Annotated in this window: 20 protein-coding genes and 1 tRNA gene; 11 read left to right on the top strand and 10 right to left on the bottom strand. The window is 64.3% G+C overall.

Translation table 11 applies throughout. The features are described 5' to 3' along the window. Positions 1–6 precede the first annotated feature (6 nt). On the bottom strand, positions 7–1260 hold the full coding sequence (gene arsJ / locus ACWJIO_RS08015) for an organoarsenical effux MFS transporter ArsJ (RefSeq protein ID WP_480312651.1): 1254 nt from the start codon (positions 1258–1260) through the stop codon (positions 7–9). Next, positions 1260–2285: an ArsJ-associated glyceraldehyde-3-phosphate dehydrogenase gene (locus tag ACWJIO_RS08010; protein ID WP_480312649.1), complete on the bottom strand. Its 1026-nt coding sequence runs from the start codon at positions 2283–2285 to the stop codon at positions 1260–1262. Before ACWJIO_RS08010 ends, arsJ begins: the two co-directional genes overlap by 1 nt. 121 nt (positions 2286–2406) lie before the next feature. Between ACWJIO_RS08010 and arsB the strand changes: the two genes are divergently transcribed. The 8 genes from arsB to ACWJIO_RS07970 all read left to right on the top strand — a co-directional run bounded on the left by arsB (position 2407) and on the right by ACWJIO_RS07970 (position 10427). Continuing rightward, on the top strand, positions 2407–3432 hold the full coding sequence (arsB, locus tag ACWJIO_RS08005; RefSeq protein WP_480312647.1) for an ACR3 family arsenite efflux transporter: 1026 nt from the start codon (positions 2407–2409) through the stop codon (positions 3430–3432). 62 nt (positions 3433–3494) lie between these two features. Further along, positions 3495–4706: a sodium/glutamate symporter gene (gene gltS / locus ACWJIO_RS08000; protein ID WP_480312645.1), complete on the top strand. Its 1212-nt coding sequence runs from the start codon at positions 3495–3497 to the stop codon at positions 4704–4706. 17 nt (positions 4707–4723) lie between these two features. Next, positions 4724–6160 carry a flavin monoamine oxidase family protein gene (locus ACWJIO_RS07995; RefSeq protein ID WP_480312643.1) on the top strand — a complete coding sequence of 479 codons (1437 nt, stop codon included), beginning with the start codon at positions 4724–4726 and terminating at the stop codon, positions 6158–6160. A 73-nt stretch (positions 6161–6233) separates the two neighbouring features. Then, the gene (locus tag ACWJIO_RS07990) at positions 6234–7283 is read left to right on the top strand and encodes a PstS family phosphate ABC transporter substrate-binding protein (protein WP_480312640.1); all 1050 of its coding nucleotides are present in this window, start codon (positions 6234–6236) and stop codon (positions 7281–7283) included. A gap of 89 nt (positions 7284–7372) precedes the next feature. Further along, positions 7373–7750, top strand: coding sequence for an ArsR/SmtB family transcription factor (locus ACWJIO_RS07985; protein ID WP_480312638.1), 378 nt, complete (start codon positions 7373–7375; stop codon positions 7748–7750). Between the two features lie 127 nt (positions 7751–7877). After that, entirely contained in the window at positions 7878–8513 is a 636-nt protein-coding gene (ptrA, locus tag ACWJIO_RS07980; RefSeq protein ID WP_480312636.1) for a Crp/Fnr family transcriptional regulator PtrA, read from the top strand. 71 nt (positions 8514–8584) lie between these two features. Next, complete coding sequence (locus ACWJIO_RS07975) at positions 8585–9277, top strand: response regulator transcription factor (RefSeq protein ID WP_480312805.1); 693 nt, start codon at positions 8585–8587, stop codon at positions 9275–9277. Further along, positions 9270–10427 carry a sensor histidine kinase gene (locus ACWJIO_RS07970; RefSeq protein WP_480312634.1) on the top strand — a complete coding sequence of 386 codons (1158 nt, stop codon included), beginning with the start codon at positions 9270–9272 and terminating at the stop codon, positions 10425–10427. The genes ACWJIO_RS07975 and ACWJIO_RS07970 overlap by 8 nt, the downstream gene beginning before the upstream one ends. On the opposite strand, the gene ACWJIO_RS07965 is transcribed toward ACWJIO_RS07970, so the two are convergent. Continuing rightward, positions 10414–11334, bottom strand: a complete 921-nt coding sequence (locus tag ACWJIO_RS07965; protein ID WP_480312633.1) for a phycobilisome rod-core linker polypeptide — start codon at positions 11332–11334, stop codon at positions 10414–10416. The genes ACWJIO_RS07970 and ACWJIO_RS07965 overlap by 14 nt on opposite strands. A gap of 284 nt (positions 11335–11618) precedes the next feature. Here ACWJIO_RS07965 and ACWJIO_RS07960 point away from each other — a divergent pair, with 284 nt between their 5' ends. Beyond that, entirely contained in the window at positions 11619–11909 is a 291-nt protein-coding gene (locus ACWJIO_RS07960; RefSeq protein ID WP_480312631.1) for a hypothetical protein, read from the top strand. On the opposite strand, the gene ACWJIO_RS07955 is transcribed toward ACWJIO_RS07960, so the two are convergent. Next, on the bottom strand, positions 11899–13536 hold the full coding sequence (locus ACWJIO_RS07955) for a peptide chain release factor 3 (protein WP_480312629.1): 1638 nt from the start codon (positions 13534–13536) through the stop codon (positions 11899–11901). The genes ACWJIO_RS07960 and ACWJIO_RS07955 overlap by 11 nt on opposite strands. Positions 13537–13745: 209 nt before the next feature. Between ACWJIO_RS07955 and nrdJ the strand changes: the two genes are divergently transcribed. Both nrdJ and ACWJIO_RS07945 read left to right on the top strand, forming a co-directional pair. Beyond that, on the top strand, positions 13746–16076 hold the full coding sequence (gene nrdJ / locus ACWJIO_RS07950; RefSeq protein WP_480312803.1) for a ribonucleoside-triphosphate reductase, adenosylcobalamin-dependent: 2331 nt from the start codon (positions 13746–13748) through the stop codon (positions 16074–16076). Between the two features lie 74 nt (positions 16077–16150). Beyond that, positions 16151–16235, top strand: a tRNA-Ser gene (locus tag ACWJIO_RS07945). 308 nt (positions 16236–16543) lie between these two features. Here ACWJIO_RS07945 and ACWJIO_RS07940 read toward each other — a convergent pair. From ACWJIO_RS07940 to ACWJIO_RS07915, 6 genes are all read right to left on the bottom strand, one after another. Beyond that, positions 16544–17329, bottom strand: a complete 786-nt coding sequence (locus ACWJIO_RS07940; protein WP_480312628.1) for a zinc ribbon domain-containing protein — start codon at positions 17327–17329, stop codon at positions 16544–16546. Between the two features lie 108 nt (positions 17330–17437). Then, on the bottom strand, positions 17438–18520 hold the full coding sequence (locus tag ACWJIO_RS07935; protein ID WP_480312627.1) for an alpha/beta hydrolase: 1083 nt from the start codon (positions 18518–18520) through the stop codon (positions 17438–17440). 162 nt (positions 18521–18682) lie between these two features. Continuing rightward, on the bottom strand, positions 18683–19204 hold the full coding sequence (locus tag ACWJIO_RS07930) for a hypothetical protein (protein ID WP_480312625.1): 522 nt from the start codon (positions 19202–19204) through the stop codon (positions 18683–18685). 209 nt (positions 19205–19413) lie between these two features. Continuing rightward, positions 19414–20295: a hypothetical protein gene (locus ACWJIO_RS07925; protein WP_480312624.1), complete on the bottom strand. Its 882-nt coding sequence runs from the start codon at positions 20293–20295 to the stop codon at positions 19414–19416. Positions 20296–20582: 287 nt separating this feature from the next. Continuing rightward, positions 20583–22220: an alpha-amylase gene (locus tag ACWJIO_RS07920; protein WP_480312622.1), complete on the bottom strand. Its 1638-nt coding sequence runs from the start codon at positions 22218–22220 to the stop codon at positions 20583–20585. 76 nt (positions 22221–22296) lie between these two features. After that, entirely contained in the window at positions 22297–22647 is a 351-nt protein-coding gene (locus ACWJIO_RS07915; RefSeq protein ID WP_480312620.1) for a hypothetical protein, read from the bottom strand. Positions 22648–22764 lie beyond the last annotated feature (117 nt).

Genomic DNA, 22764 nt, shown 5'->3' with positions numbered 1-22764 from the left:
GGGGCGTCAGGACGCCGCCGTCTGCAGCGCCCTCGGCGAGGGCAGGCGCAGGCTCACCAGAGCGGCAAGGCCCACCAGCAGCGCGGAACACCAGAGGCAGGCCTGCAGGCCCCCCTGCAGGAACAGCCAGCCTGAGAGCAGGGTGCCCAGCAGGCGTCCCGCCGCATTGGCCATGTAATAGAAGCCCACGTTGAGGCTCACCGACTCAGCATCGGTGTAGGCCAGCACCATGTAGCTGTGGATGGAGGAATTCATGGCGAACACCACCCCGAATACGGCCAGGCCCACCACCACCGTGAGTGCCGGGTTGCCTACCTCGCGCCAGAGGGTGATCGCCATCAGGGCGGGGATGACGGTGAGCAGGCCGGCCCAGAATTGCACGGCACTCGGGCCAGGCGGGCTGGTCTGCCCCCAGGCGCGGCGCAGGCTCGGCACCGACCCCTGCACGATGCCGTAGCCGATCACCCACAGGCCCATGAAGCCGCCCACTTCCCAGAAGCGCCAACCCAGGGTGGTCTGCAGAAACACCGGCAGGGCCACCACGAACCACACGTCGCGGGCGCCGAACAGAAAGAAGCGCGCCAGCGAGAGCACGTTGATGCCCTCGCTCTTGGAGAACAGGGCCTTGAAGGCGGGCTTGGTCTTCATCCTGCCGATGTCCCGCGGCAGCAGCAGGGTGACCAGAAAAGCCAGGGCCAGCCAGGCCGCCATCACGATCACGGCCTTGTTGAACCCCACCGCGTAGAGCAGCAGGCCTCCCACGAAGAAGCCCAGGCCCTTGAGGCCATTCTTGGCGCCGGTGAGGATGGCCACCCAGCGGAACAGCTGCTGCTCGCCCCTGGCGTGATCGTCCGGGGTTTCCGGCACCACCACCCGGATGGCGCTCTTGGCGCTCATCTTCTCCAGATCCTTGGCGATGCCGCTGATCGCCTGGGCCACCATCACCCAGACCACCGAGAGCCCCTTGGGCCAGGTGTCAGCCACCGGCACCAGCAGCAGCAGGGCGCCGATCTGAAGCAGCGTGCCGATCCAGAGGGTGAGCTTCAGGCCGAAGCGGGCCCCCAGCCAGCCGCCGTAGAGGTTGGTGAGAATCCCGAAGAACTCATAGAAGATGAACAGGAAGGCGATCTCCAGGGTGGTGTAACCCAGCTGCAGAAAGTGGAACACCACGAGCATGCGCAGCGCCCCATCGGTCACCGTGAACGCCCAGTTGTTGGCGGTGATGATCCCGTACTGCTGCAGAGGGGAGAGGGAGCGCATCACTTGTCCTCCAGGCTGGCCACGTGGCAGGCCAGGTCGGCCATGCGGCAGCTGTAGCCCCACTCGTTGTCGTACCAGGCGAACACCTTGAGCTGGCTGCCGTTCACCACCAGGGTGGAGAGGGCATCCACGATCGAACTGCGGCTGTCGTTGAGGTAATCCACCGACACCAGCGGCCTGGTTTCGTAGCCGAGGATTCCCTTGAGCGGGCCCTGGGCCGCCGCCTCGAAGGCGCCGTTCACCTCCTCCAGCGTGACGCTGCGCTCCAGCTCGAACACCGCATCGGTGAGCGAGGCGTTGAGCAGGGGCACGCGCACGGCGTGGCCGTTGAGCTTGCCCTGCAGCTCGGGGAAGATCAGGCCGATCGCCCGGGCCGAGCCGGTGGTGGTGGGGATCAGGCTCTGCAGGCAGGAGCGGGAGCGGCGCAGGTCGCTCTTGAAGCCGTCGATCACCACCTGGGTGTTGGTCACGTTGTGCAGGGTGGTGATCGAGCCGTGGCGGATGCCGAAGCTCTCGTGCACCACCTTCACCACCGGCGCCAGGCAGTTGGTGGTGCAGGAGGCGGCGGTGATCACCCGGTGGCGGGCGGGGTCGTAGAGGCTGTGGTTGATGCCGTACACGATGTTCAGCACCTCCTCCCCGGCCACGGCCCCCTTCACCGGGCAGGCCACGATCACCCGCTCCACGCCCAGCGCGGCGATGTAGGGCGCCAGCGTTTCCGGCGTTTTGATCTTGCCGCTGCACTCCAGCACCAGCTCCACCCCGGCCTGCCGCCAGGGCACGGCGGCCGGATCACTCGCCTGCGAGTAGCCGATCGCCTGCGATTCCACCTGAAGGCCGTCGTGGCTGGAACCGACGGCGTGGGTCCAGCGGCCGTGCACCGAATCGAATTCCAGCAGGTGCGCGGCGGCGTGGGCATCGCCGGCCCGCTCGTTGATGTGCACCAGCTCGATGCCGGGCCGGCCCCACAGGGCGCGAAACGCCAGCCGGCCGATGCGGCCGAAACCGTTGATGCCGATGCGCACAGTGAACGAGCGGGTTGCCGTATCCTCACATCAACAGGAGTTGATGGATCTTATGGGCAGGTTAAGGGGGGTGCGCTGCGCTCCTGGGGCGGCGGCGCCGCTCATCCCTGCTGCAACGGCGATGGGCAGCTTCGAACGTTGGCTGAGTCTCTGGGTGGCCCTGGCCATCGCCGCCGGCATGGTGCTGGGGCAATGGTTCCCCGGACTGTTCACGCTGCTGGGGGGCTTGGCGGTGGCCCAGATCAACCTGGTGATCGCGGCCCTGATCTGGCTGATGATCTACCCGATGATGCTGGCGGTGGACTTCGGTGCCGTGCGCAGCGTGGGCCGCAACCCGCAGCCGCTGCTGGTGACGGTGGGGATCAACTGGCTCGTGAAGCCCTTCACCATGGCGCTGCTGGCCTGGGTGTTCATCCGCGGCCTCTATGCCGCCTGGATCCCGCCCGAACTGGGTGATGAACTGATCGCCGGCATGATCCTGCTGGGGGTCGCCCCCTGCACGGCGATGGTGTTCGTCTGGAGCCAGCTCTGCCGCGGCAACGCCACGTACACCCTGGTGCAGGTGGCGGTGAACGATCTGATCATGGTGGTGGCCTTCGCCCCGATCACCGCCCTGCTTCTGGGCGTGAGCCAGGTGGTGGTGCCGTGGGACACCCTGCAGCTCTCGGTGGGGCTGTTCGTGGTGATCCCGCTGGCGGCCGGCTGGCTCACCCGGCACTTCATGGACAGCGAGCGGGCGATCGAGCACCTGGAGCAACGGCTCAAGCCCTGGGCGATCGTTGGCCTTCTGGGCACGGTGGCACTGTTGTTCGGCTTCCAGGCCGGCACCATCGCAGCCAACCCCGGCCTGATCGCGCTGGTGGCGATCCCTTTGATCCTCCAGACCCTGCTGATCTTCCTGCTCGCTGCTCTGGGGATGCGGGCCTGCCGGCAGCGGCACGACGTGGCCGCCCCCGGGGCCCTGATCGGCGCATCCAACTTCTTCGAGCTGGCGGTGGCGGTGGCCATCAGCCTGTTCGGCGTGCGCTCCGGCGCAGCCCTGGCCACCGTGGTGGGGGTGCTGGTGGAGGTGCCGGTGATGCTGGCCCTTGTGGCCATCGCCAACCGCAGCGCCTGGCTCTTCCCTTACCGCAGCCCAGAGGGCTGAGCCAGCACGGCTGGAGTGAGCCCGGTCCCTAGGCTGCCGCCGCCCTGATCCAGCGCCCGCCCATGCAGCTCGCCGGTTTCGCCACGTTCAATGTGGCCATCATGGTGCTGGCCGCGGGCAAGCTGCTCACCCGCCGGGTGCGCCTGCTGCGCGAGTTCAGCATCCCCGAGCCGGTGAGCAGCGGCCTGCTGGTGTGCCTGCTGCTGGCCCTGCTGCAGCGGCTCACTGGCCTGGAGGTGGGCTTCGACCTGGCCACCCGCGATTTTCTGCTGCTCTATTTCTTTGCCGGCATCGGCCTCAATGCCGATGTGCGCGTGCTGCTGGCCGGGGGCCGGCCGCTGGCCATCCTGGTGGCGCTCACCATGCTGTTCCTGGTGGCGCAGAACCTCACCGGCATCACGGTGGCCTCCCTGCTCGGCCTGGATCCGGTGATCGGTCTGCTGGCGGGTTCCACGTCCCTGGTGGGGGGCCATGGCACCGCCATCGCCTGGGCACCGCGCTTCGCCGAGCAGCACGGTATCGCCAACGCCCTTGAAATCGGCGCGGCCTGCGCCACCTTCGGCCTGGTGCTCTCCTCCCTGATGGGCGGACCGATCGCCCGCTTCCTGATCCGGCGCCACCGGCTCTCCACCCCGGCTGGCGCAGCGGCCTCCCCGGCAGCATCCTCCAGCGGTCGGCCTCCCACTGCGGGCCAGGCGGCCCCGGTGACCAGCTTCAGCCTGCTGGCCACGCTGTTCTGGCTGAACGTGAGCCTGGCTCTGGGCGAGCTTCTGGAGGAGGGCTTCGCCGCCCTGGAGATCAAGTTGCCCCTGTTCGTGTGCTGCCTGTTCGCGGCGATCCTGATCACCAACACCGTGCCGCGGCTGCTGCCGATCCCCTGGCCCGCCCAGTCGCCGTCCCTCGCCCTGGTGTCGGAGGTGTCGCTGGGGATCTTCCTGGCCATGTCGCTGATGAGCCTGCAGCTCTGGACCCTGGCCGGCCTGGGCGGGCCCCTGCTGGTGATCCTGGCGATGCAGTTCGCCGTGGCGGTTCTGTTTGCCGCCCTGCTCGTGTTTCCCGCCATGGGCCGTGACTACGAGGCGGCGGTGGTGTGCGCCGGCTTCGGAGGCTTCTCCCTTGGCGCCACCCCCACCGCCATGGCCAACATGGCCGCCGTGGCTGGGCTCTACGGGTCAGCGGAACGGGCCTTTCTGGTGGTGCCCCTGGTGTCGGGCTTCTTCATCGACATCAGCAACTCCCTGGTGATCCAGGGTTTTCTGCAGCGCATGGGCTGAGCTGGGAGACTGGGCAGATGGTGTCAGCACGCCAAGGGCGTCAGAGCCCGATCCTCGCGGACCCCGTGGATGTGGTGGTGGTGGGGGCCGGACTGTCGGGCCTGGTGGCGGCCCGCTGCCTGCAACAGGCCGCCTGCTCGGTGCGCTTGATCGAGGCCGCCGACCAGCCCGGCGGCCGCATGCGCAGGCAGCCGCTACCGCTCGCCGGTACCGAGACGCGCCCGGATGGATCCGACCCCTGGATCGACCTCGGCGGCCAGTGGATCGGCCCCACCCAGACCCGCGTTCTGGAGCTGCTGGAGCGCCACCGCATCCGCCGCTTCGCGTCGCCCCACAGCGGCGACACCGTGCTGGTGTTCGGAGAGCAGCGCTGCCGCTTCAGCGGTTTCTTCCAGGGCTTCCCCGAGGGCCAGCCCCCCGCCGTGCCCGAGGCCGACTGGGCCGATGCGATGGCGGCCCTGGAGCAGTTCCAGGCCCTGGTGGCCCAGCTGCCCGAGGGGCACCCGCACCACCATCCCGCCGCAGCGGCGCTGGATCGCCTCAGCTTCCAGGACTGGATCGACGCCCACACCCACACCCCGTTTGCCGCCTGGTACTTCGCCTATTTCTGCCGGGCCGTGGGCTTTCTCGGCCCGGCAGAGCCCGAGCAGGTGTCGCTGCTGCACGTGCTCTGGGGTCAGCGCACCGCCCCCCAGGGCGAGCACCCCGAGCAGTGGCTGCTGCATGGGGGAGCGGGCCAGCTGCCGGCCCTGCTGGCGGCCGAACTGGGGGAGAGCGCGCTGCAGCTGGGCGAGCCGGTGCGCGGCGTGGAGCAGGAGGGGCCTCACCCCGTGGTGGTGCGCACGGACCGGGCCCGCTACCCCTGCCGCGCCGTGATCGTGGCCATGCCGCCGGCCATGGCGGCCCGGCTGCAGTTCAGCCCCGAGCTGCCAGCTGACCGGCAGCAACTCCAAGCCGAGATGGCGATGGGGGCCTGCGCCAAGGTGCTTCTGGCCTATGCCAGCCCCTGGTGGCGGGAGCAGGGGCTGGCGGGGATCGCCATCGGTGATCGCCCCACGGTGGAGCTCTGCGCCGACAGTTCCGACCCTGAGAGCGGCTGCGGGGTGCTGGCCGCCTTCGTGGCGGGCCACCGCTACCACCGCTGGGCCCCCTTGCCCGAAGCGGAACGGCGCCGGGCGGTGCTGGCGGATCTGGCGGCCTACCTGGGCCCCCAGGCCCTCGCGCCCTTGTCCTACTGCGAGAAGGACTGGCCGGCGGAGCCCCACGTGGGCGGCGCCTACGCCGGCTGGATGCCGCCCGGCCTCTGGACCCGCTGCGGCGACGCCCTGCGCCGGCCCCATGGGCGGGTGTTCTGGGCCGGCACCGAGGTGGCCGAACGCTGGCCGGGCTTCTTCGAGGGGGCCGTGCGCAGCGGCGAGGAGGCGGCCGCAGCGGTGCATGCGCAGCTCTGTTGAGCAGCACCATTCCTTAACCAGCAAGTCTGGTTGATTCACCAAGCTGGAGCGGTCCGGGTTCTCCCCTGCTCCCATGGCCACCTGCCCCCGTGGTTCCCTCCCCCTGGCCGCCACCCTGCTCCCTGCCCTGGCCGCCCTGCTGGCCGGCTGCGGCCGGGCACCAACGCCAGAAGCCAGCCCGATTCGCATCACCGGCTCCAGCACCGTGTTTCCGATCCTGAAGCTGGCCGTGGCCGGCTACGGCGCCACGGCGCGGGGCCGTGACGTGACGGTGGAGCTGAGCGAAGTAGGCACCAGCGCCGGGCTGCGGGCCTTCTGCGCGGGGGAGGCCCCGATCGCCAACGCCTCCCGCCCGATCAGCAGCGAGGAGCTCCAGGCCTGTGCCGCCAAGGGGATCACCTTCATCGAGCTGCCCCTGGCCTTCGATGCCATCAGCGTGGTGGTGAACGGCGGCAACGACTGGGCCCCAGCGATCAGCACCGAGGAACTGTCCCGCACCTGGTCGGCGCCGGCCCAGGGCACGGTGAAGGCCTGGAACCAGGTGAACAGCGACTGGCCCGAACGCCCCCTGCGCCTCTGCAGCCCAGGCCGGGATTCAGGCACCTTCGACTACTTCAACGAGGCGATCAACGGCAACAAGGCCAACAGCCGCGCCGACGTGGAGACCAGCGAGGACGACAACGTGATCGTGGCCTGCGTGGCCGATGACCCCAACGCCATGGGCTACCTCGGCTTCAGCTACTACAGGGCCAATGCCGAGCGGTTGAAGGCCCTCGCGATTGACTCGGCCGGTGGCAGGGCTGTCGCCCCCTCGCTGCAGACGGTTCAGGACGGCAGCTACCGGCCGCTGTCGAGGCCGCTGTTCGTCTACGTGAACGACCAGCAGATGCGCTCCAACGACGCGATCCGCAGCTTCGTGGGGTTCACGGTGGGCAATGGGCTCCGCTTTGTGGAGGAGGCGGGGTCCATCCCCCTGCCGCCGGACACCTACCGACTGGTGGAAGCGAAGCTCTACCGCCACATTCTCGGCACCTCTTTCGGCGGTGACCTGCCGGTGGGCCTGCCGATTGCCGAAGCCCTGAGGCGCAGCTTCGATGACACCCGCAAACCGGAGTACCGCTGAGGAAGCTTCGCGGCCCTCAGAAGCGGCAGCAGGCCAGGGAATTCTGATCGTCTGTCACGGGCCCCAGCTCGACCCCTGAGAATGACCCGATGACCCTGACCAGCCCCCCTGTTGCGCGGCCCGTCGACGCCGGTTCGAGCTTCGCTGACAGCCCTGCCGAGCGCCTCGACAACGCCCAGGCCCGTCAGCTGCTCAAGGCCCTCGGCGATCCCCTGCGGCTGCAGGTGATCGAGGCGCTCGCGGGCGGCGAGCGCTGCGTCTGTGATCTCACCGTGGACCTGGGCCTGGCCCAGTCGAAGCTCTCCTTTCACCTGCGGGTGCTCAAGGAGGCTGGCCTGCTGGAGGGGCGCGAGCAGGGCCGCTGGATCTACTACCGCCTGCAACCGCAGGCGATCACGGCCCTGCAGCAGTGGCTGGGCCGGCTCAATGGCCAGTGCCAGCGGCCCGCCGCCCCCTGTTGCGACTGAGCCCCCGCCAACTGCCCGTTAGCGCAGACCAGAAGTGCTAACCAACTCTTAAACGGACGACCATCCCGCCTTGACCGCAGGGCCGTCTGCCGTCCATAGGGTTTGGGCACCCTTCGGCTGCAGCCCCATGGTGTTCACGCCTTCCCAAGCTGCTGAGCACCGCGACAGCTTCAGGGAGCTGCTGGAGGCCAGTTATGAGAAACGCAGCCTGGTGCATCTGCCGGCTGGCAGCCCGATTCCCATGCTGCGGCGCAACCTCTGGGTGGTGGTGCGCGGCATGGTGAAGCTCGGCGCCATCTCCTACCAGGGCGATGCCCTGCTGCTGGGGCTGGCCGGGCCCAACGAGCCCTTCGGCGATCCCCTCAGCAACCAGCCCGCCTACGAGGCCACCACCCTGGTGGCCAGCGACCTGCTCTGCCTCAGCTGCGACGACATCCACGCCTCCCCCCATCTGGCGATCGGCATCCTGCAGGGCATGGCGTCCCGCTACCGCCAGAGCGAAGCGATGCTGGCCCTGCTCGGCCTGCGCCGCATCGAAGACCGGGTGAAGGGCTTTCTGGAGCTGCTGGCTGAGGAGTACGGCCAGCCCTGTGACCGCGGCCTGCGGCTGCCGCTGCGGCTCACCCACCAGGACCTGGCCAGCGCCCTGAGCACCACCCGGGTGACGATCACCCGGCTGCTGGGCCAGCTGCGGGCCGAGGGCTGGCTCGATCTCGATCTCGAACGCCACCTGGTGATCAGCCACCAACCCCTGCGCCGATGAGTCGCCCCGGATCGGTCCTGCGGCCGATCAGCAGTTTCTGGGATCTGGAGGGCGACGGCCAGAATGGCGGCATGAGCGCCCGCCTGCTGGTCGTCGAAGACGATGAAACCATTCGCGACACCCTGCAGGAGGCCCTGCAGCTGGAGGGCTTTGCGGTGACGGCCTGCGGCAATGGCCGCGATGCCCTCAACCTGCTGCAGCGCAGCAGCGAGGAGAACGCCTACGGCCTCGTGGTGCTCGATCTGATGCTGCCGGGCCTGGGCGGCCTCGATGTCTGCCGGGCCCTGCGGGCAGCCGACATCCTCACGCCGATCCTGGTGGTGAGTGCCCGTGACAGCGAGACCGACCGGGTGCTGGGCCTGGAAGTGGGCGCCGACGACTACCTGGTGAAGCCCTTCGGCATGCGCGAGCTGGTGGCACGCTGCCGGGCCCTGCTGCGGCGCACCACCAGCCAGGCCAACCAGGCCAAGGTGCTGGAGCATGCCAACCTCAGGCTCTACCAGGAGGAGTGCCGCGTGACCCGCGACGGCCTGCCCGTGAACCTCTCGCCCAAGGAATACCGGCTGCTGGAGCTGTTCATGCAGCATCCGCGCCGGGTCTGGAGCCGCGACAAGCTGCTGGAGCAGGTGTGGGGCGTGGATTACTTCGGCGACAGCAAGACCGTGGACGTGCACATTCGCTGGCTGCGCGAAAAGCTGGAGGACGAGCCCTCCTCACCCGCCCACCTGATCACGGTGCGGGGTTTCGGGTATCGCTTTGGCTGAGAGCAGTCGCGGCGGCTGGCGGGGTTCCGGCAGTCCCTGGTGGCGCCGCGGGGCGGCGGCCCTGCCGGAGCCGAGCAGCCGCCAGCTGCTGAGCTGGATGGACCACTCGCCCATGGGCTGGGTGCTGCTCGATGGCGACGACCGCATCTGCCACATCAGCCCCAGGGCCGAGCGCATCCTGCTGGCGGAGATGGAGGGCAGCACGGCGCCGGGGAGCGCAGCCGCCAGAGGAGCAGGGGTCCGGTTGCTGGGCACACCCCTGGCCCAGCTCTGCGACGATCCCGCCCTGCTGAGCTCGATCGCTCTGGCGCGGCGCCAGCAGCGGGCCCAGCGCCTGGAGTGGCGCTATGGGCCGGTGGACTACGACCTGGCCGTGGTGCCGGGCCGCGAGGGCTGGATGGCGCTGCAGCTGCAGAGCCGCCGCTCGCTGGAGGCCCAGCTCGATCAACAGGAGCGCTGGGTGAGCGATGTGGCCCATGAGCTGAAAACCCCGCTCACTGCGTTGCTGCTGGTGGGGGACAGCCTCGCCGCCCAGGTGACCGATGGCAACGCCCGGCTGGTGGAGCGGCTGCAGCGGGAACTGCGGCGCCTGCAGGACATGGTGGTGAACCTGCTGGAGCTGTCGCGCCTGGAAAACGCCATGCCAGGCCAGGGCCTCAGCCTGGAGGTGGTGGATCTGGAGCGGCTGGTGGAGCAGGTGTGGCAGAACCTGCGGCCCGTGGCCGAGCAGCGGGGTGTGAGCCTCAGCCTGCAGGTGAAGGGGCCAGCGGAAACCCTGCAGATCCGCGGCGACCAGGCGCGCCTGCACCGGGCCGTGCTCAACCTGCTGGACAATGCCCTGCGCTACAGCCCCCACGGAGCTGAGGTGGAGGCAGGGATCGGCAGTCGGGGCGGCTGGTGCCAGCTGAGCATCCGCGACCGGGGGCCGGGGCTGAGCGAGGACGATCTCAACCACATGTTCGAGCGCTTCTACCGGGGTGACAGCTCCCGGGTGCGCCAGGAGCGCACCGGCAGCGGCCTGGGGCTGGCGATCGTGCAGCAGATCGCCGCCACGCACGGGGGCAGGGTGCAGGCGCGCAACCACGGCAGTGGTGGCGCCCTGCTGGAACTGATCCTGCCCCAGGAGCCCGCCGGGCTCAGCGCACGCTGACCTCCACCACCCGGCCACCGAGCCGGTTGACCCGCTGCAGGGCCTGGTTCATGCGGGTGTAGGGCACCCGGATCACCGTTTCGGCGGTGCGGGAGTAGGCGTTGTTGGCCACGCCGGTCACCACCAGGGTCACCAGACGGCCGCTGCTGCCATCGGTGGCGCGGGCCCCGGCCATCACCGGCAGACCGCTGATGCGATCGGTGCGCTCGGTGTTGTAGACGGCCATTGGCGCTTCGCCGTCGCCGCCGTAGGCGCCTGAGCCCACGGAGGAGCGGAAGTAGGAGGGGCCGGAGCTGGGCGGATTCACCGGCACGGGGCGGTTGCGGTGCACCACGCGGTTGAGGCGCGACTGCACGCCGCTGCTGTCGCCCTTCACCGAGGCGGCCGCACCCCGGGCCAGCTGGAACACCCAGGAGAACTGGCGCCCCTGCTGACCAACGGAGTAATCCCAGCCGTGGATGTAGGGCACCACATCCTGTCCGAAGCGGCCCTGATACTCGTCGCTGTCGATGTAGGAATCAATTTCAGCGTCGTAGCCCTGTTCCTGAAGGGTGGTGAAGTGATCGAGCATCTCCTGAGCCGTGTTGGGGGCGCGGCCCAACAGATGCTTGTGGTTCAGCTCAATGAAGCGGTAGGGATTGCAGTTCTCGAAGAACTTCTCCTTGTAGAGGCCGCTCTTGGCCACCAGGCGCACCAATTCACGCACGCTGAGATCACCGTTTCTGAACAGTGATTCGAGGCCATTGAGCCGTTCGCTCTTCATGATGTGCTGGTTACCCAGCACCTGCTGATACACGGCACGCACAATCGTGTTGCGGTCGTCTTCTGTGGCGTGGGCCCAGTTTTCCTTGTTGCGGGAACCTGCGAAGCGTTCAATCCCCAGAGCGGGGGCTTTGACCAGTGCCATGGGCGGGGGAGCGTAGGGCGAGGATCGGGCTGGGAGTAGGCAGCATGCCGAGGCAGGCGCTGGCACGACGCTAAGCCGATCCTTCGGGCCGGTGATCAAGATTCATTGAACGTTGGGATCGTGTGAAGAGCTGTAAAGAAGCCCTGGCCTACAGGCCCAGTTCTGTGGCAACCGGAACAGGCCGCTAAGGTAAAAAAAGATACCAAGGATTGATCGGCCTGCACCGATCCAGGAGGTTCACCGTGCTGCATTTCTGGGCTCCTGAAATTGATCCCGCCCACCCGATGGCGTGCACCCAGCCCGAGCGCTACGCCATCCGCCGTCTGGAAGATGGCCTGTTTCTGGCCGTGCAGGGCACGGACCAGCAGGTGGCGCCGGTGGCGGACCCCGGCGAGGCCTACCTGTTTCACACCCACGAGGCGGCCCTGCGGGCCGCCCTGCAGCTCAACAACTCCGGGCGTGGCCCGGTGGATGTGATCAAGATCGAGTGGGAACCGACGTCCCCAGGCGTCTCCATGCCAACCGTGCCAACCGTGCCAACCATGCCAACCGTGCCAGCCAGCCTCAGAGGCTGATCGGCTCGACGCCGCTCACCACCGGCGCCACCACCGCCAGTTCGAGGTCGGGGTGGTCGTCCTGGAGCTGGCGCAGATTCCAGTCATTCTTGAACAGCAGCACCGGCCGATCCCAGGCATCGCGCACGGTCTTGCAGTTGAAGATCCGGCCCACGGCCTCGAGGGCGTCCCAGCCGCCGCACACCCAGCGGGCCACGCTGAAGCCCATGGGCTCCAGACGGGTCTGCACGCCGTATTCGTGCTCGAGGCGATACTGCACCACCTCCAGCTGCAGCTGACCCACCGCCGCCAGGATCGGGTCACGTTTGCTCTGGTCGGTGTCGTAGAGGATCTGCACGGCCCCCTCCTCGCGAAGTTCATTCACCCCCTTGCGGAAGCTCTTGAAGGCGGAGGGGTTGGGGTTGCGCAGCCAGGAAAAGATCTCCGGAGAGAAACAGGGAATGCCCTCGTATTCCACCTTGGCGCCCAGGTAGAGGGTGTCGCCGATGGCGAACATGCCGGGGTTGTTGAGGCCGATCACATCACCGGGGAAGGCATCGTCCACCACTTCGCGGTCCTGGCCGAACAGCTTCTGGGGCCGCGACAGGCGGATCGCCCTGCCGGTGCGGGCGTGCTGCACGGTCATGTCCTTCTCGAAGCGGCCGCTGCACACCCGCACGAAGGCCACCCGGTCACGGTGGCGGGGGTCCATGTTGGCCTGCAGCTTGAACACGAAGCCGCTGAACCCGGGCGCCACCGGATCCACCGCCACGCCGCGGCTCTGGCGCGGCACCGGCTTCTGGGCCAGCTCCAGGAAGGCATCCAGGAAGGGCCGCACACCGAAGTTGGTCATCGCCGAGCCGAAGAACACCGGGCTCAGCTCACCAGCCTGCACCAGGGCCAGATCCAGCTCGGCGCCGGCGCCATCGAGCAGCTCCAGTTCCTCCAGGGCAGTGGCCAGCAGGTCGGCCTCCACCAGATCCGCCAGCTCAGGACTGTCCGCCAGCAACCGCTTCTCGGTGGCCTGCCGGCCTCGCTCTGCCCGCTCGAACAGGATCACGTCGCGGCTGCGGCGGTCGATCACGCCACGGAAGCGGTCGCCACTGCCGATCGGCCAGTTCACCGGCCAGCAGCTGAGGCCCAGCTCGCTCTCGATCTCATCGATCAGCTCCAGGGGCTCACGCCCCGGCCGGTCCATCTTGTTGATGAAGGTGAAGATCGGCACCCGCCGCAGCCGGCACACCTCAAAGAGCTTGCGCGTCTGCGGCTCGAGCCCCTTGGCGGCGTCTTCCAGCATCACCGCGTTGTCGGCGGCGGCCAGGGTGCGGTAGGTGTCCTCTGAGAAGTCCTGGTGGCCGGGGGTGTCCAGCAGGTTCACCGTGGTGCCGGCGTAGTCGAACTGCAGCACCGTGGAGGTGATCGAGATGCCGCGCTGCTTTTCGATCTCCATCCAGTCGGAGGTCACCTTGCGCTGCTCCCCCTTGGCCTTCACGGCGCCGGCCTGCTGGATGGCACCGCCATAGAGCAGCAATTTCTCGGTGAGGGTGGTCTTGCCCGCGTCGGGGTGGGAAATGATCGCGAAGTTGCGACGCCGCTCCACGGCCTCGGCCAGGGATTCGAGATCGACGCCGACGGGGCTGCTGGTCATGGCCCCAGCCTGCCAGAGCCAAGGCAGGGCCTGGGTCCTGCCCCGCAGCGGCACCTGGGGTCACCCTCCCGGGGGCCACGCTGGTTGTGGTGGCAACGGCGTCTTGCAGCCACCACTGGTGGCGTTATGGTGCACGCCAACCACCGGATCGCCCTGCCGTGACCCTCTCCGCCCAACCCCTGTCGGATGCGGCCCGGCAGGCTGCCGAACTGGGTTATGCGGCCGCTGATGCGACGCCGGCCGGCCCGCTGGCTGGCGGCGATTTCCCGGCCACGGCGCCGGCGGCGAACCCGGTGTTTTACCGCACCTATTCGCGCCGCACGCCCGAGGGCCGCGAGAGCTGGCAGCAGGTGGGCGAGCGCAACCTGGAGGGTCTGCGGCGCCTGGGCCACCTCACCGAGGCGGAAGTGCAGCTGCTGCGGCGCATGCAGCAACACCAGAAGGCCCTGCCCTCGGGCCGCTGGCTGTGGATCGGCGGCACGCCCTGGATCGAGCAGAGCGAAAACTTCTCCGGCTCCTACAACTGCACCTCCACCAACCTGGTGGACTGGCAGGCCTTCGCTCTGATGATGGATCTGGCGATGATGGGCTGCGGCACCGGCGCCATCATCGAGCCGCACCTGATCAGCCGCCTGCCGGTGCTGCGCAACCGGCTGGTGCTGGGCAGCGTCACCGACATCGGCTCGACCCCGGCGGGCCAGCGCCAGGAGCACACCAGCCACACGATTGAGGCGAACAGGGTTCACATCAAGGTGGGCGACACCCGCCGCGGCTGGGTGGACAGCTACCAGCTGCTGCTGGAGCTCAGCAGTGACGAGCGCTTCTGCCAGCACGGCGCCGCGGGCGAGATCCAGGTGAGCGTGGACCTCTCCGATGTGCGCCCCGTGGGCGAAACCCTCAAGGGCTTCGGGGGGATGGCCAACCCGGTGAAGCTGAAGGACCTCTACGGCCGCGTGGCCCAGATCCTCAACCGCGCCAACGGCCGCCAGCTCACCTCGGTGGAGTGCTGCCTGCTGATCGATGAGGCCGCCGTGACGATCGTGGCCGGCAACATCCGCCGCAGCGCCGGCATGCGCCAGTTCGCCGCAGACGACATCGCCGCCTCCACCGCCAAGGACAACCTCTGGCAGCAGGACAGCGAGGGCAACTGGCGCATCGATCCGGAGCGCGATTCGCTGCGCATGGCCAACCACACCCGCGTGTTCCACACCAAGCCCAGCCGGGCTGTGGTGCTGGAGGCCGTGACCAAACAGTTCCAGAGCGGCGAGGGGGCGATCCAGTTCGCCCCTGAGGCGATCGCCCGCTCCAATGCCGATCTGCTGCCCACGCCTGAGCTGCGCCAGGAGTTCATCGCCCTCTATTGCGAACAGGGCCGCGAGCAGGCCGGCGCCTGGCTGCTACAGCACCACCCCGGCATCGAAGCCGATGAGCTGGAGCACCGCCTCGGCCGCTACGGCCTCAACCCCTGCGGCGAAATCCTCGGCGCCGACTTCCACTGCAACCTGGCCGAGGTCCATCTCAACCAGATCCACCCCACCGATTTCCAGGCCCAGGAAGACGCCTTCCGCGCCGGCGCCATCTCGGTGGCCTGCCTGCTCAACCACCGTTTCGAGGTGGAGCGCTACCGCCAGAGCCGCGCCTGGGATCCGATCGTGGGGGTGAGCTTCACGGGGCTGTTCGACTTCTTCGTGCATGCCTTCGGCACCCCCTGGCTGCGCTGGTGGGAAGCGGGCCGCCCCGACAGCGAGGAGGGCCGCACCTTCCGCGCCCAGGAGGCCGATTACCTGGCCCGCTGGAAGCGGATCGTGAATGAGGCGGTGTGGGAATACTGCGACCGCCACGGCCTGCGCCGCCCCAACCGCTGCACCACGGTGCAACCGGCCGGCACCAAGAGCCTGCTCACCGGCGCCTCCCCCGGCTGGCATCCGCCCAAGGCCCAGCGCTTCCTGCGCCGTATCACCTTCCGCAAGAACGATCCGGTGGCCCTGGCCTGCCTCGACTACGGCTACGCCATCGTGCCCTCCCAGAGCGATAAGGATGAGCAGGGCCGCCTGCTGGATGATCCCTTCGACACCCGCTGCACGGAGTGGCTGGTGGAGATCCCCACCGAAGTGAGCTGGGCCAACATCCCCGGTGCCGATGCGGTGGAGATCAACAACTTCTCGGCCCTGGCCCAGTTCGACTTCTACATGCAGGTGCAGCAGCACTACACGGCCCACAACACCTCCGCCACGGTGGAGTTCCGCGAAAACGAGATCGAACCGCTGGCCGAGGCCATCCACCGGGCGATCGAGGGCGGCCAGGGCTACATCTCAGCCGCCCTGCTGGCCCGCTTCGATGCCAATGCCACCTTCCCAAGGCTGCCGTTCGAGCCGATCGACCTGGCCACCTACCAGCGTCTGAACAGCGAGGTGGCCGCCCGTCGCCGCACCGCAGACTTCTTCGAGGCCCTGCAGCGCTACGACGGCGGCGAGCTGCAGGAGGCCGGCCCCGCCGGCTGCGACTCGGACAAGTGCCTGCTGCCCCTGGCCAAGCCCTGAGGCAGCCCCCGCGGGCTGGGCCTGGCAGGGGTCCCGTGGGAAGATGGTGGCTCCCGGTCTACGGGCCGGGGATGGGAGAGGTGGTCGAGTGGTTGATGGCTCCGGTCTTGAAAACCGGCGAAGGGAAACCTTCCGCGGGTTCGAATCCCGCCCTCTCCGTTGAACAGGATTCAGGAATGACGAAGGAATCAGTAGATCTGGAACTAGGAGCGGCGCCAATACAGGGCCGGTCTTCTAGGAGTTTGTTGCCAATAGGCCGGTGCCCCTCGGCCCATGTCCAACTGCTCCTCTGAAGTGAGCCGATGCATAGATGCAGACATCTGGTGTTCCTAAGTCTTGGCCTAAAGACTAACCTCAGTAGGCACCCACCTATTGATGCCTATCAGGTGACGACTGGCCATAAATCAGCTGGCTACATTTCTCTAAGCCATGGATAGTGGGCATCGAGCAGAGTGTGGAGTCAGTCCTTAAGAATTGAGGGCTTCAAGTTCCCGTAAGTACGTGGCCAAATCGTCGAATATTTCATCCGCCGCGCACTGCGATCTATTCCTAGCCAGACCACCAAGCAAAGCCTTGAGATCAAAGACAACCTCAGTCATCTCATTTTGCAGGGATATCGTAGCCTCAAGAGCAAACTGACCTCGCAACAGAGTTGCGGGGATGAGAGAAAGAATAGTCAATTCATCAGTGCCCTGCCGGATATCATGCACATCACACTGCCGGCCAGCCAATGCACACGCCAATGCAGCAATTACCTGGCCTGGTAGATTTTCAAAACTTCGGGAGATCTTGTGATGATGTGCCCAGTTAGTTTTTTCCACAATAGCTAGGCCTACCTTACTCGAAAAACTGAATAGTGCTTTCCCAGGCCCTGGCAGAACTGGATTCAGAAGATCCAGATAATCATTTAGCCCAAGGCCCTGTCTTCCTCGGCGTTGAGCACAGCCAAAAGCATCTTGCACAACTTTGGTTTCAATAATGCGTTTGTAATTAAAACTCCTCTCCCAACAGTACCCAGAAGTCTGGACGCCTTCCGCACATTTTTGTTTCACTGACGGCACACCCTGAAAGCCGACATTCTCATCGGTCCGATTGCGACCACAGCCCCCGCAGAACTGGTCGGAATCGGCATACTTGCGACCACAACTTGTACAATACATGAGGAGGATAAAGAATAGAGTTGCTTGCTGTTCTCTTTCCCAGCATAAGAGCTCAGCAGCACCATTGCAACCCTGCCGGTGTCCACGCTGCATAACGATAAGCCTCAGCGGCGTGAACCTTTAGTGCGTACGCCGGAGGAACCTATTGCGGCCATGGAAATAATGCAAGACAGATTTGAGTCTTGCAGCTATTTTGCCAGTCTAGAAACTATATGTATTCGTATCGGAATGGTACACAAGCGAACGCTCTACCGGCATGCCATTAAACATTCCTTCAAAAATAGTTTTAAGGTTAGAGTTGCTGCGAGGCGGATCGCCTGTGAAATACGAATGTTTAGAGCCAACATGCTCAGCATCGGTCAGATTCACATAGGATACATTAGGGCTGTTTAGTTTCTTTAGATAGTGACCTAATCGAGCTTTCTGTTCTTTTCCTGGCTTGATACGGGATGCCTTCAGGGCGTAATCGTTCTCATTGATTACGACGTAAATCCTCTTCCTAACATCAAGCGCTCCTACCCAGTCAGAATGATTCGCATTATTCACATCAGCTGCGACCAGGCAGATATTATCAAATACCAACTCAGAGCCAGAGTTTTCACTTGTTGAGAACGTATGTTTCAGTACGTAGTTTCCCATGCTATGACAAAGTAGGTTAATTGTCACAGAGCACTTGGCTTCAACGAGTTGTGAAAAAAGCGCTGCCGCCGCAGTGGGATTTTCTGGGTGTCTACGATAAGCCTGATCTTGGCATTTTCTTGTAATAGAATGAGTAAGCATGAGATGTAGTTTCTGAATAATATCAATTGTTCTGTTGAGAGCGCCAGCGGAGACTCTGGCATCAGACTTGTCACTTAGGTATGCAGCTGTTCCGCTAATGGCACCACCACCATTGGCCGGCCACGAAAAAGGCACAACAATTACATTGTAAAGTTCTTCAATCTGGAGGGCTGTACTTAATACGTCTTCTACGTCATTATTGTAGCCATGCACAAAGAATAGTATGGACCGCTTTTCTTCATTGGCACGATGAAATAGCTCGCAAGCCACTTCAAGACTTCCATGCCACTGATCCTTGGAGTCAATATCAAGACCATATATGGATTTTAGCTCTTCTACTCTCTCTGTTGAAAGCTGATCATCAACGGGGGCTGCGTCCCATCCAGTATCGTCGTGTTCAACTTTTACTAGCCGTAACTCATTGGGTCCTTTGCTACTTGGCACATCTCCAAAAGATTTCAAGCCTTTTGCCTTAGAGAGCTTGCGATTGGTAATCAGGTACATGCTTGTTTCGATTTGAGATAGTGAAGATGGTGGTCTAGGGCTGCATACTAACTTCACATTACCGGGAGGTTCCCTGAAACGTGGATTCAGAATACACCTAAATCGCAACCACGGTGGTTACGATTGTTATGCGCTCTCTCTGAGTTGATAGCCCCATTCATTTTACTTTTCGTACAAGAAGTTAAGCTCTTGTTTTTTATAGGTCAACTCAAACACCTCCGCACCTGTACCTACCGCCTTCAGGAGTACCGTTACGAATTTAATATGGGATTGATAGTTACGCAAGATAGGAACGAACGGCGCCATAAGATCGGCCGCTGTGGCTAGCGCCTTTGTTGATGCAATAGCAATTTCGAACCCATCCGGATCTTCCTTGGTTAGCGCATGATAAACATCAGCCCCAGCGAGAACGAATCCAGTGGTTGCGAATACCGTATTGGTGCCACTAGGGAGATTGAGCTGCGATAAAGCAAGCCCTTGGTCCATACTACTGAGGCTCAAGTCAGCTAATTTGATTGACTTACCAATTAGCTTCTCACGGTCTGAAAGTGCTTGGGAACTAAGTTTGTAGAGGTTGAGACCTTGCAGATCATCCGTGGGGAGCGCAAGCGTGAGGCCTTGAGGCAGTTGACAGTCAGCGCCGATCACGACATCAGCCGAGAGATTCTCAGAAACTTGCTGCATCGGCGATGTTCGCCGAGTAGAGCGAATTAGCATTGTGACGACCTCCACGAATGGCTTTTTGACACGATATCCTATGGCAATCTCAACATAAAGTCAATTCTTTCCTTTGGGCTCTGCTGTTTACACGGATAGTGCTTGCTATCACTTGGCTGCAGAAAGTGAAGAATTCACACGCACTCCATGGGTGGCGGCTCAGATGAATCGTAATGTTAGGGCTCACCCAAACCAAGGCGATCAACTACTTGAATGCCGAGGGTGGCCTGTAGTGGCCGAAGCTCAACTGGCATGTCTCCCCCTAATGCCAAGATAACTCTGCAATCCCTTATCGACTGCTCTGCCTTCTCTTCGGCCTCAATGACTGCCAAATACTTTATACATTGAAAGAGTCCTCTGACGACATCATATTGAGGAGCGTTTACAGGCTTGACCTCGACAGCAATTCGATTGCTTAAGGAAGCAAAGTGAACATCAACTCGATCACCAGAGTAGAGATCTACTTCGGTTTGACCGAAGCCTAAAGATGACTCCACTCCAACAAGGGATGGATTTAGTGAGATTGCCAACTTCAAGGCCAAATGTTGTTCTCCTTCCCCTTGGTCACGCATTGCAGTGATCTGACTTGGGTTGACAGGCAGAAGTTCTGCTGCAGTTACAGGCTCCAATCCATAGCGGACCAACACATCGTTCCACCTGGAAAACATAAATACCTCTGCGAGCATTCCATTGACAATCAGCTCTTTATTAATCCCACTGGCCTTCTTGAATTCTGAGGCATCTGGCGCAAACCACGAGATTCCCTCTCCAGGGAGACCACTCCCTTTGTTGACGACCAGGGCCTGAATTGGAGGGCACTTTATGCCCCATTCCTGGCTTAGCTCTAGCATTGAGTTTCCAATCGCTCCGAGGACATAATTCAGATTCCGCGGATTGGTCATTCCCAGCTCTCTGGATAACGCTCCATACTCGATTGACTGACTTGCCTTGGCTTGCCTTACCAGGATAGGCAATGCTGCTCTAGCACGCTGTTGATATGGCTTGTCCCCAGCCAAGCCTTTGATCGATGCTTCGCCTGTTTCTGCCATTGGATACACTTGCTTTGTTGTATGTCAAACTAGTGGTGGGATGGTTCTGTAAACCACAGCTGCCGGATCTCCTCCTTGAAAAGCCACACGCATGAATCTTCGTTAAATTCTATAAATCCCTGGCTCAGCATAGGATTTGAGCATTGCTTCACCAAGCTTAAGTGTGGTTCAAGGGTCCGCAAACCACTTGTTCGCTTGGCTACAAAATGTCCACTGGTTGAAGGCCCTCAGCGCGCCAGATTGAGCAAAGGAGTGCGGCTCATGCAGCACCTCCCATCTCGTGAGGGTTTCTACCACTACTGCTGCAGCTCCCACCAACTCTCCTCCACCCACACCGACACCGAGCCTCCCTGGCAGTGCCACTCGGCCCAGCCGTGGGCGTTGGTGCTGATCACGGCGGGGTGGTGGCCGGTGAGGTCGCGGAAGCGGGTGTGGGGTTTGCCCACTTCCATCCACTTCGATCCGGCGGGGCCATCGCTCATCAGCACCGCCAGCGCCAGGGGATGGCCGGGGCTGCCGAGGCGGGTCCAGCCGATCGTGTTGAAGTGGTCGAGGTAGTCGTACTGGGGGCCATAGGCGCACTGGGTGCGGGCCAGCAGGAAACGATCGATCAGGCCGCGGTGGGAGGCCATCGACACGCTGTAGCTCTGGCCGTTCTTGCTGTCGCTGTAGGTGGCCCCGTAGTAATCGGCATGGAAGATGCAGGGATAGCCCTCATCGCGCAACAGGATGAAGGCGTAGGCCAGCGGCTTGAACCAGTCCTGCACCGGGGATTCCAGGGCCTGCAGCGGCTGGGTGTCGTGGTTGTCCACCAGGGTCACCGCCAGCAGCGGCGCTTCCTTCATCAAGGTGCCATCCAGCAGCCGGCGCATGTCGTAGTGGCCGCCACCGAGGCTGGCCTGGTGGAAATTGAGATGCAACGGCGCATCGAAGAGGCTCATGGCGCCGCCGGTGTTGGCCAGATACCACTGGAGGCTGGCCAGGTCGTAGGTCCAGTACTCGCCCACCACGAACAGATCGCGCTGCACGTGCTGCTCCAGGTGGTCGACCCAGTCCACGAAGAAATCACTGGCGATGTGCTTGATCGCATCGAGGCGGAAGCCATCCACCCCAAAGCTGTCCAGCATCCAGCGGCCCCAGTGCTTGAGTTCGCCGCGCACCTCGGGGTGGTTGAGGTTCAGGTCGGCGCCCATCAGGAAGTCGTAGTTGCCCTTTTCGAGGGCCACGTTGTGCTCCCGCAGCGCCCCCTTCACCTGCCACACCGCCTGGTAGTCGCGCTCGAAGCCGTTGTAGTCCACAGCGTCGAAGTGATACCAGTGCCACTGCATCTCTGAATACCGCCCGCCGCGGCCATCGAAGCGGAAGTGGGTCCAGGCGCGGATGGTGCGTTCATCGCCGAGCTTGCGGGTGCGGTCCTGCGGATCGAAGGGGGTGGCCTGGAACTCCTCTTCCGCATCGGCAAACAGCTTGTGGTTGAACACCACATCGGCATACACCTGAATGCCGTGCTCACGGCAGGCCTGCAGGGCCGCCTCGTAGTCCGCTCTGGTGCCGTACTTGGTACGCACCGTGCCCTTCTGGTCGAATTCACCCAGATCAAACAGGTCGTAGGTGCCGTAGCCCACGTCGTACCCACTGCCCCCCTTGGTGGCGGGCGGCAGCCACAGGGCCGTGATGCCGGCGGCAGCCAGGGCCGGTGCTTCGGCGGCGAGGCGGCGCCAGTGGCCGCCATCCGCCTCGCTGTACCAGTGGAACCACTGCATCAAGGTGCCGTTGAATTCCGTGGGCTCGGCGCTGCGGCGTGCTGCCGTGGCCGGCCCCTCCCGCTGCAGCCAGCTGCGCAGCAGGGCCGCCACCCCGGAGGCGGTGTCCTGGGCCGGGTCGCGGAACACCTCCAGGGCCTGGGCCTTGAGCTGCCGGGCTACGGGCGACATCGGGGGCGCAACGCTGTATCCCTCCCTAGCCAAGGCGAGGCGACATGCCAGCCCTCTGGTTTCAGGCCGCCAACCATCAGGAAGTGGGGGGTGAGGTCTGCGACGGCGTCTGGCCGCCCAGTCCGACGGTTCGGGCTTCCAGCCGAGGGCCCTCGCCGGGCTTCAGGGCCGGATGCTGGGCGCTCTGGCGGTTGAGCTCCCGCTCCAGCATCTGTATGCGCATCTCGCGCAGGCAGTACTTGCAGCCGCCGGTGGTTTGCAGATGTTTTTCAGGGGTGATGCAGATCTGCTTCACCGGATGCATCTTGCAGCGAATCTTGATGGGTGATTTATAGCTTTTATAGATGATTTCGCCGTAGTCATAGCGATCGCCAAAGCGCGAACGGGCCCGTTCGAGAAATAAGTCCCGGCTGATCGGATTTCCCATGGCACAGAGACTAGGCACCTGGCCAGCTTCAGAGCCAAACAGACAAGGAACGACACACCCGTTCAGGTGGCAGGCTGAGGGCATCCCTTGCCCGCCACTCCCATGGCCCAGGAGCCC

The sequence above is a fragment of the Paraciimarium castrense LEGE 11436 genome, assembly GCF_056633055.1.
Note: the sequence above shows the minus strand (reverse complement) of the source record. Positions and strands in the feature narration are given on the sequence as shown.

Coding starts and splice junctions, on each gene's coding strand:
- arsB (WP_480312647.1), top strand. CDS start 2,407: ATGGGCAGCTTCGAACGTTGGCTGAGTCTCTGGGTGGCCCTGGCCATC.
- ACWJIO_RS07955 (WP_480312629.1), bottom strand. CDS start 13,536: ATGACCAGCAGCCCCGTCGGCGTCGATCTCGAATCCCTGGCCGAGGCC.
- ACWJIO_RS07995 (WP_480312643.1), top strand. CDS start 4,724: ATGGTGTCAGCACGCCAAGGGCGTCAGAGCCCGATCCTCGCGGACCCC.
- ACWJIO_RS07985 (WP_480312638.1), top strand. CDS start 7,373: ATGACCCTGACCAGCCCCCCTGTTGCGCGGCCCGTCGACGCCGGTTCG.
- gltS (WP_480312645.1), top strand. CDS start 3,495: ATGCAGCTCGCCGGTTTCGCCACGTTCAATGTGGCCATCATGGTGCTG.
- ACWJIO_RS07915 (WP_480312620.1), bottom strand. CDS start 22,647: ATGGGAAATCCGATCAGCCGGGACTTATTTCTCGAACGGGCCCGTTCG.
- ACWJIO_RS07920 (WP_480312622.1), bottom strand. CDS start 22,220: ATGTCGCCCGTAGCCCGGCAGCTCAAGGCCCAGGCCCTGGAGGTGTTC.
- ACWJIO_RS07930 (WP_480312625.1), bottom strand. CDS start 19,204: ATGCAGCAAGTTTCTGAGAATCTCTCGGCTGATGTCGTGATCGGCGCT.
- ACWJIO_RS07990 (WP_480312640.1), top strand. CDS start 6,234: ATGGCCACCTGCCCCCGTGGTTCCCTCCCCCTGGCCGCCACCCTGCTC.
- ACWJIO_RS07960 (WP_480312631.1), top strand. CDS start 11,619: ATGGCGTGCACCCAGCCCGAGCGCTACGCCATCCGCCGTCTGGAAGAT.
- ptrA (WP_480312636.1), top strand. CDS start 7,878: ATGGTGTTCACGCCTTCCCAAGCTGCTGAGCACCGCGACAGCTTCAGG.
- ACWJIO_RS07965 (WP_480312633.1), bottom strand. CDS start 11,334: ATGGCACTGGTCAAAGCCCCCGCTCTGGGGATTGAACGCTTCGCAGGT.
- ACWJIO_RS07975 (WP_480312805.1), top strand. CDS start 8,585: ATGAGCGCCCGCCTGCTGGTCGTCGAAGACGATGAAACCATTCGCGAC.
- ACWJIO_RS07935 (WP_480312627.1), bottom strand. CDS start 18,520: ATGTACCTGATTACCAATCGCAAGCTCTCTAAGGCAAAAGGCTTGAAA.
- arsJ (WP_480312651.1), bottom strand. CDS start 1,260: ATGCGCTCCCTCTCCCCTCTGCAGCAGTACGGGATCATCACCGCCAAC.
- ACWJIO_RS07940 (WP_480312628.1), bottom strand. CDS start 17,329: ATGCAGCGTGGACACCGGCAGGGTTGCAATGGTGCTGCTGAGCTCTTA.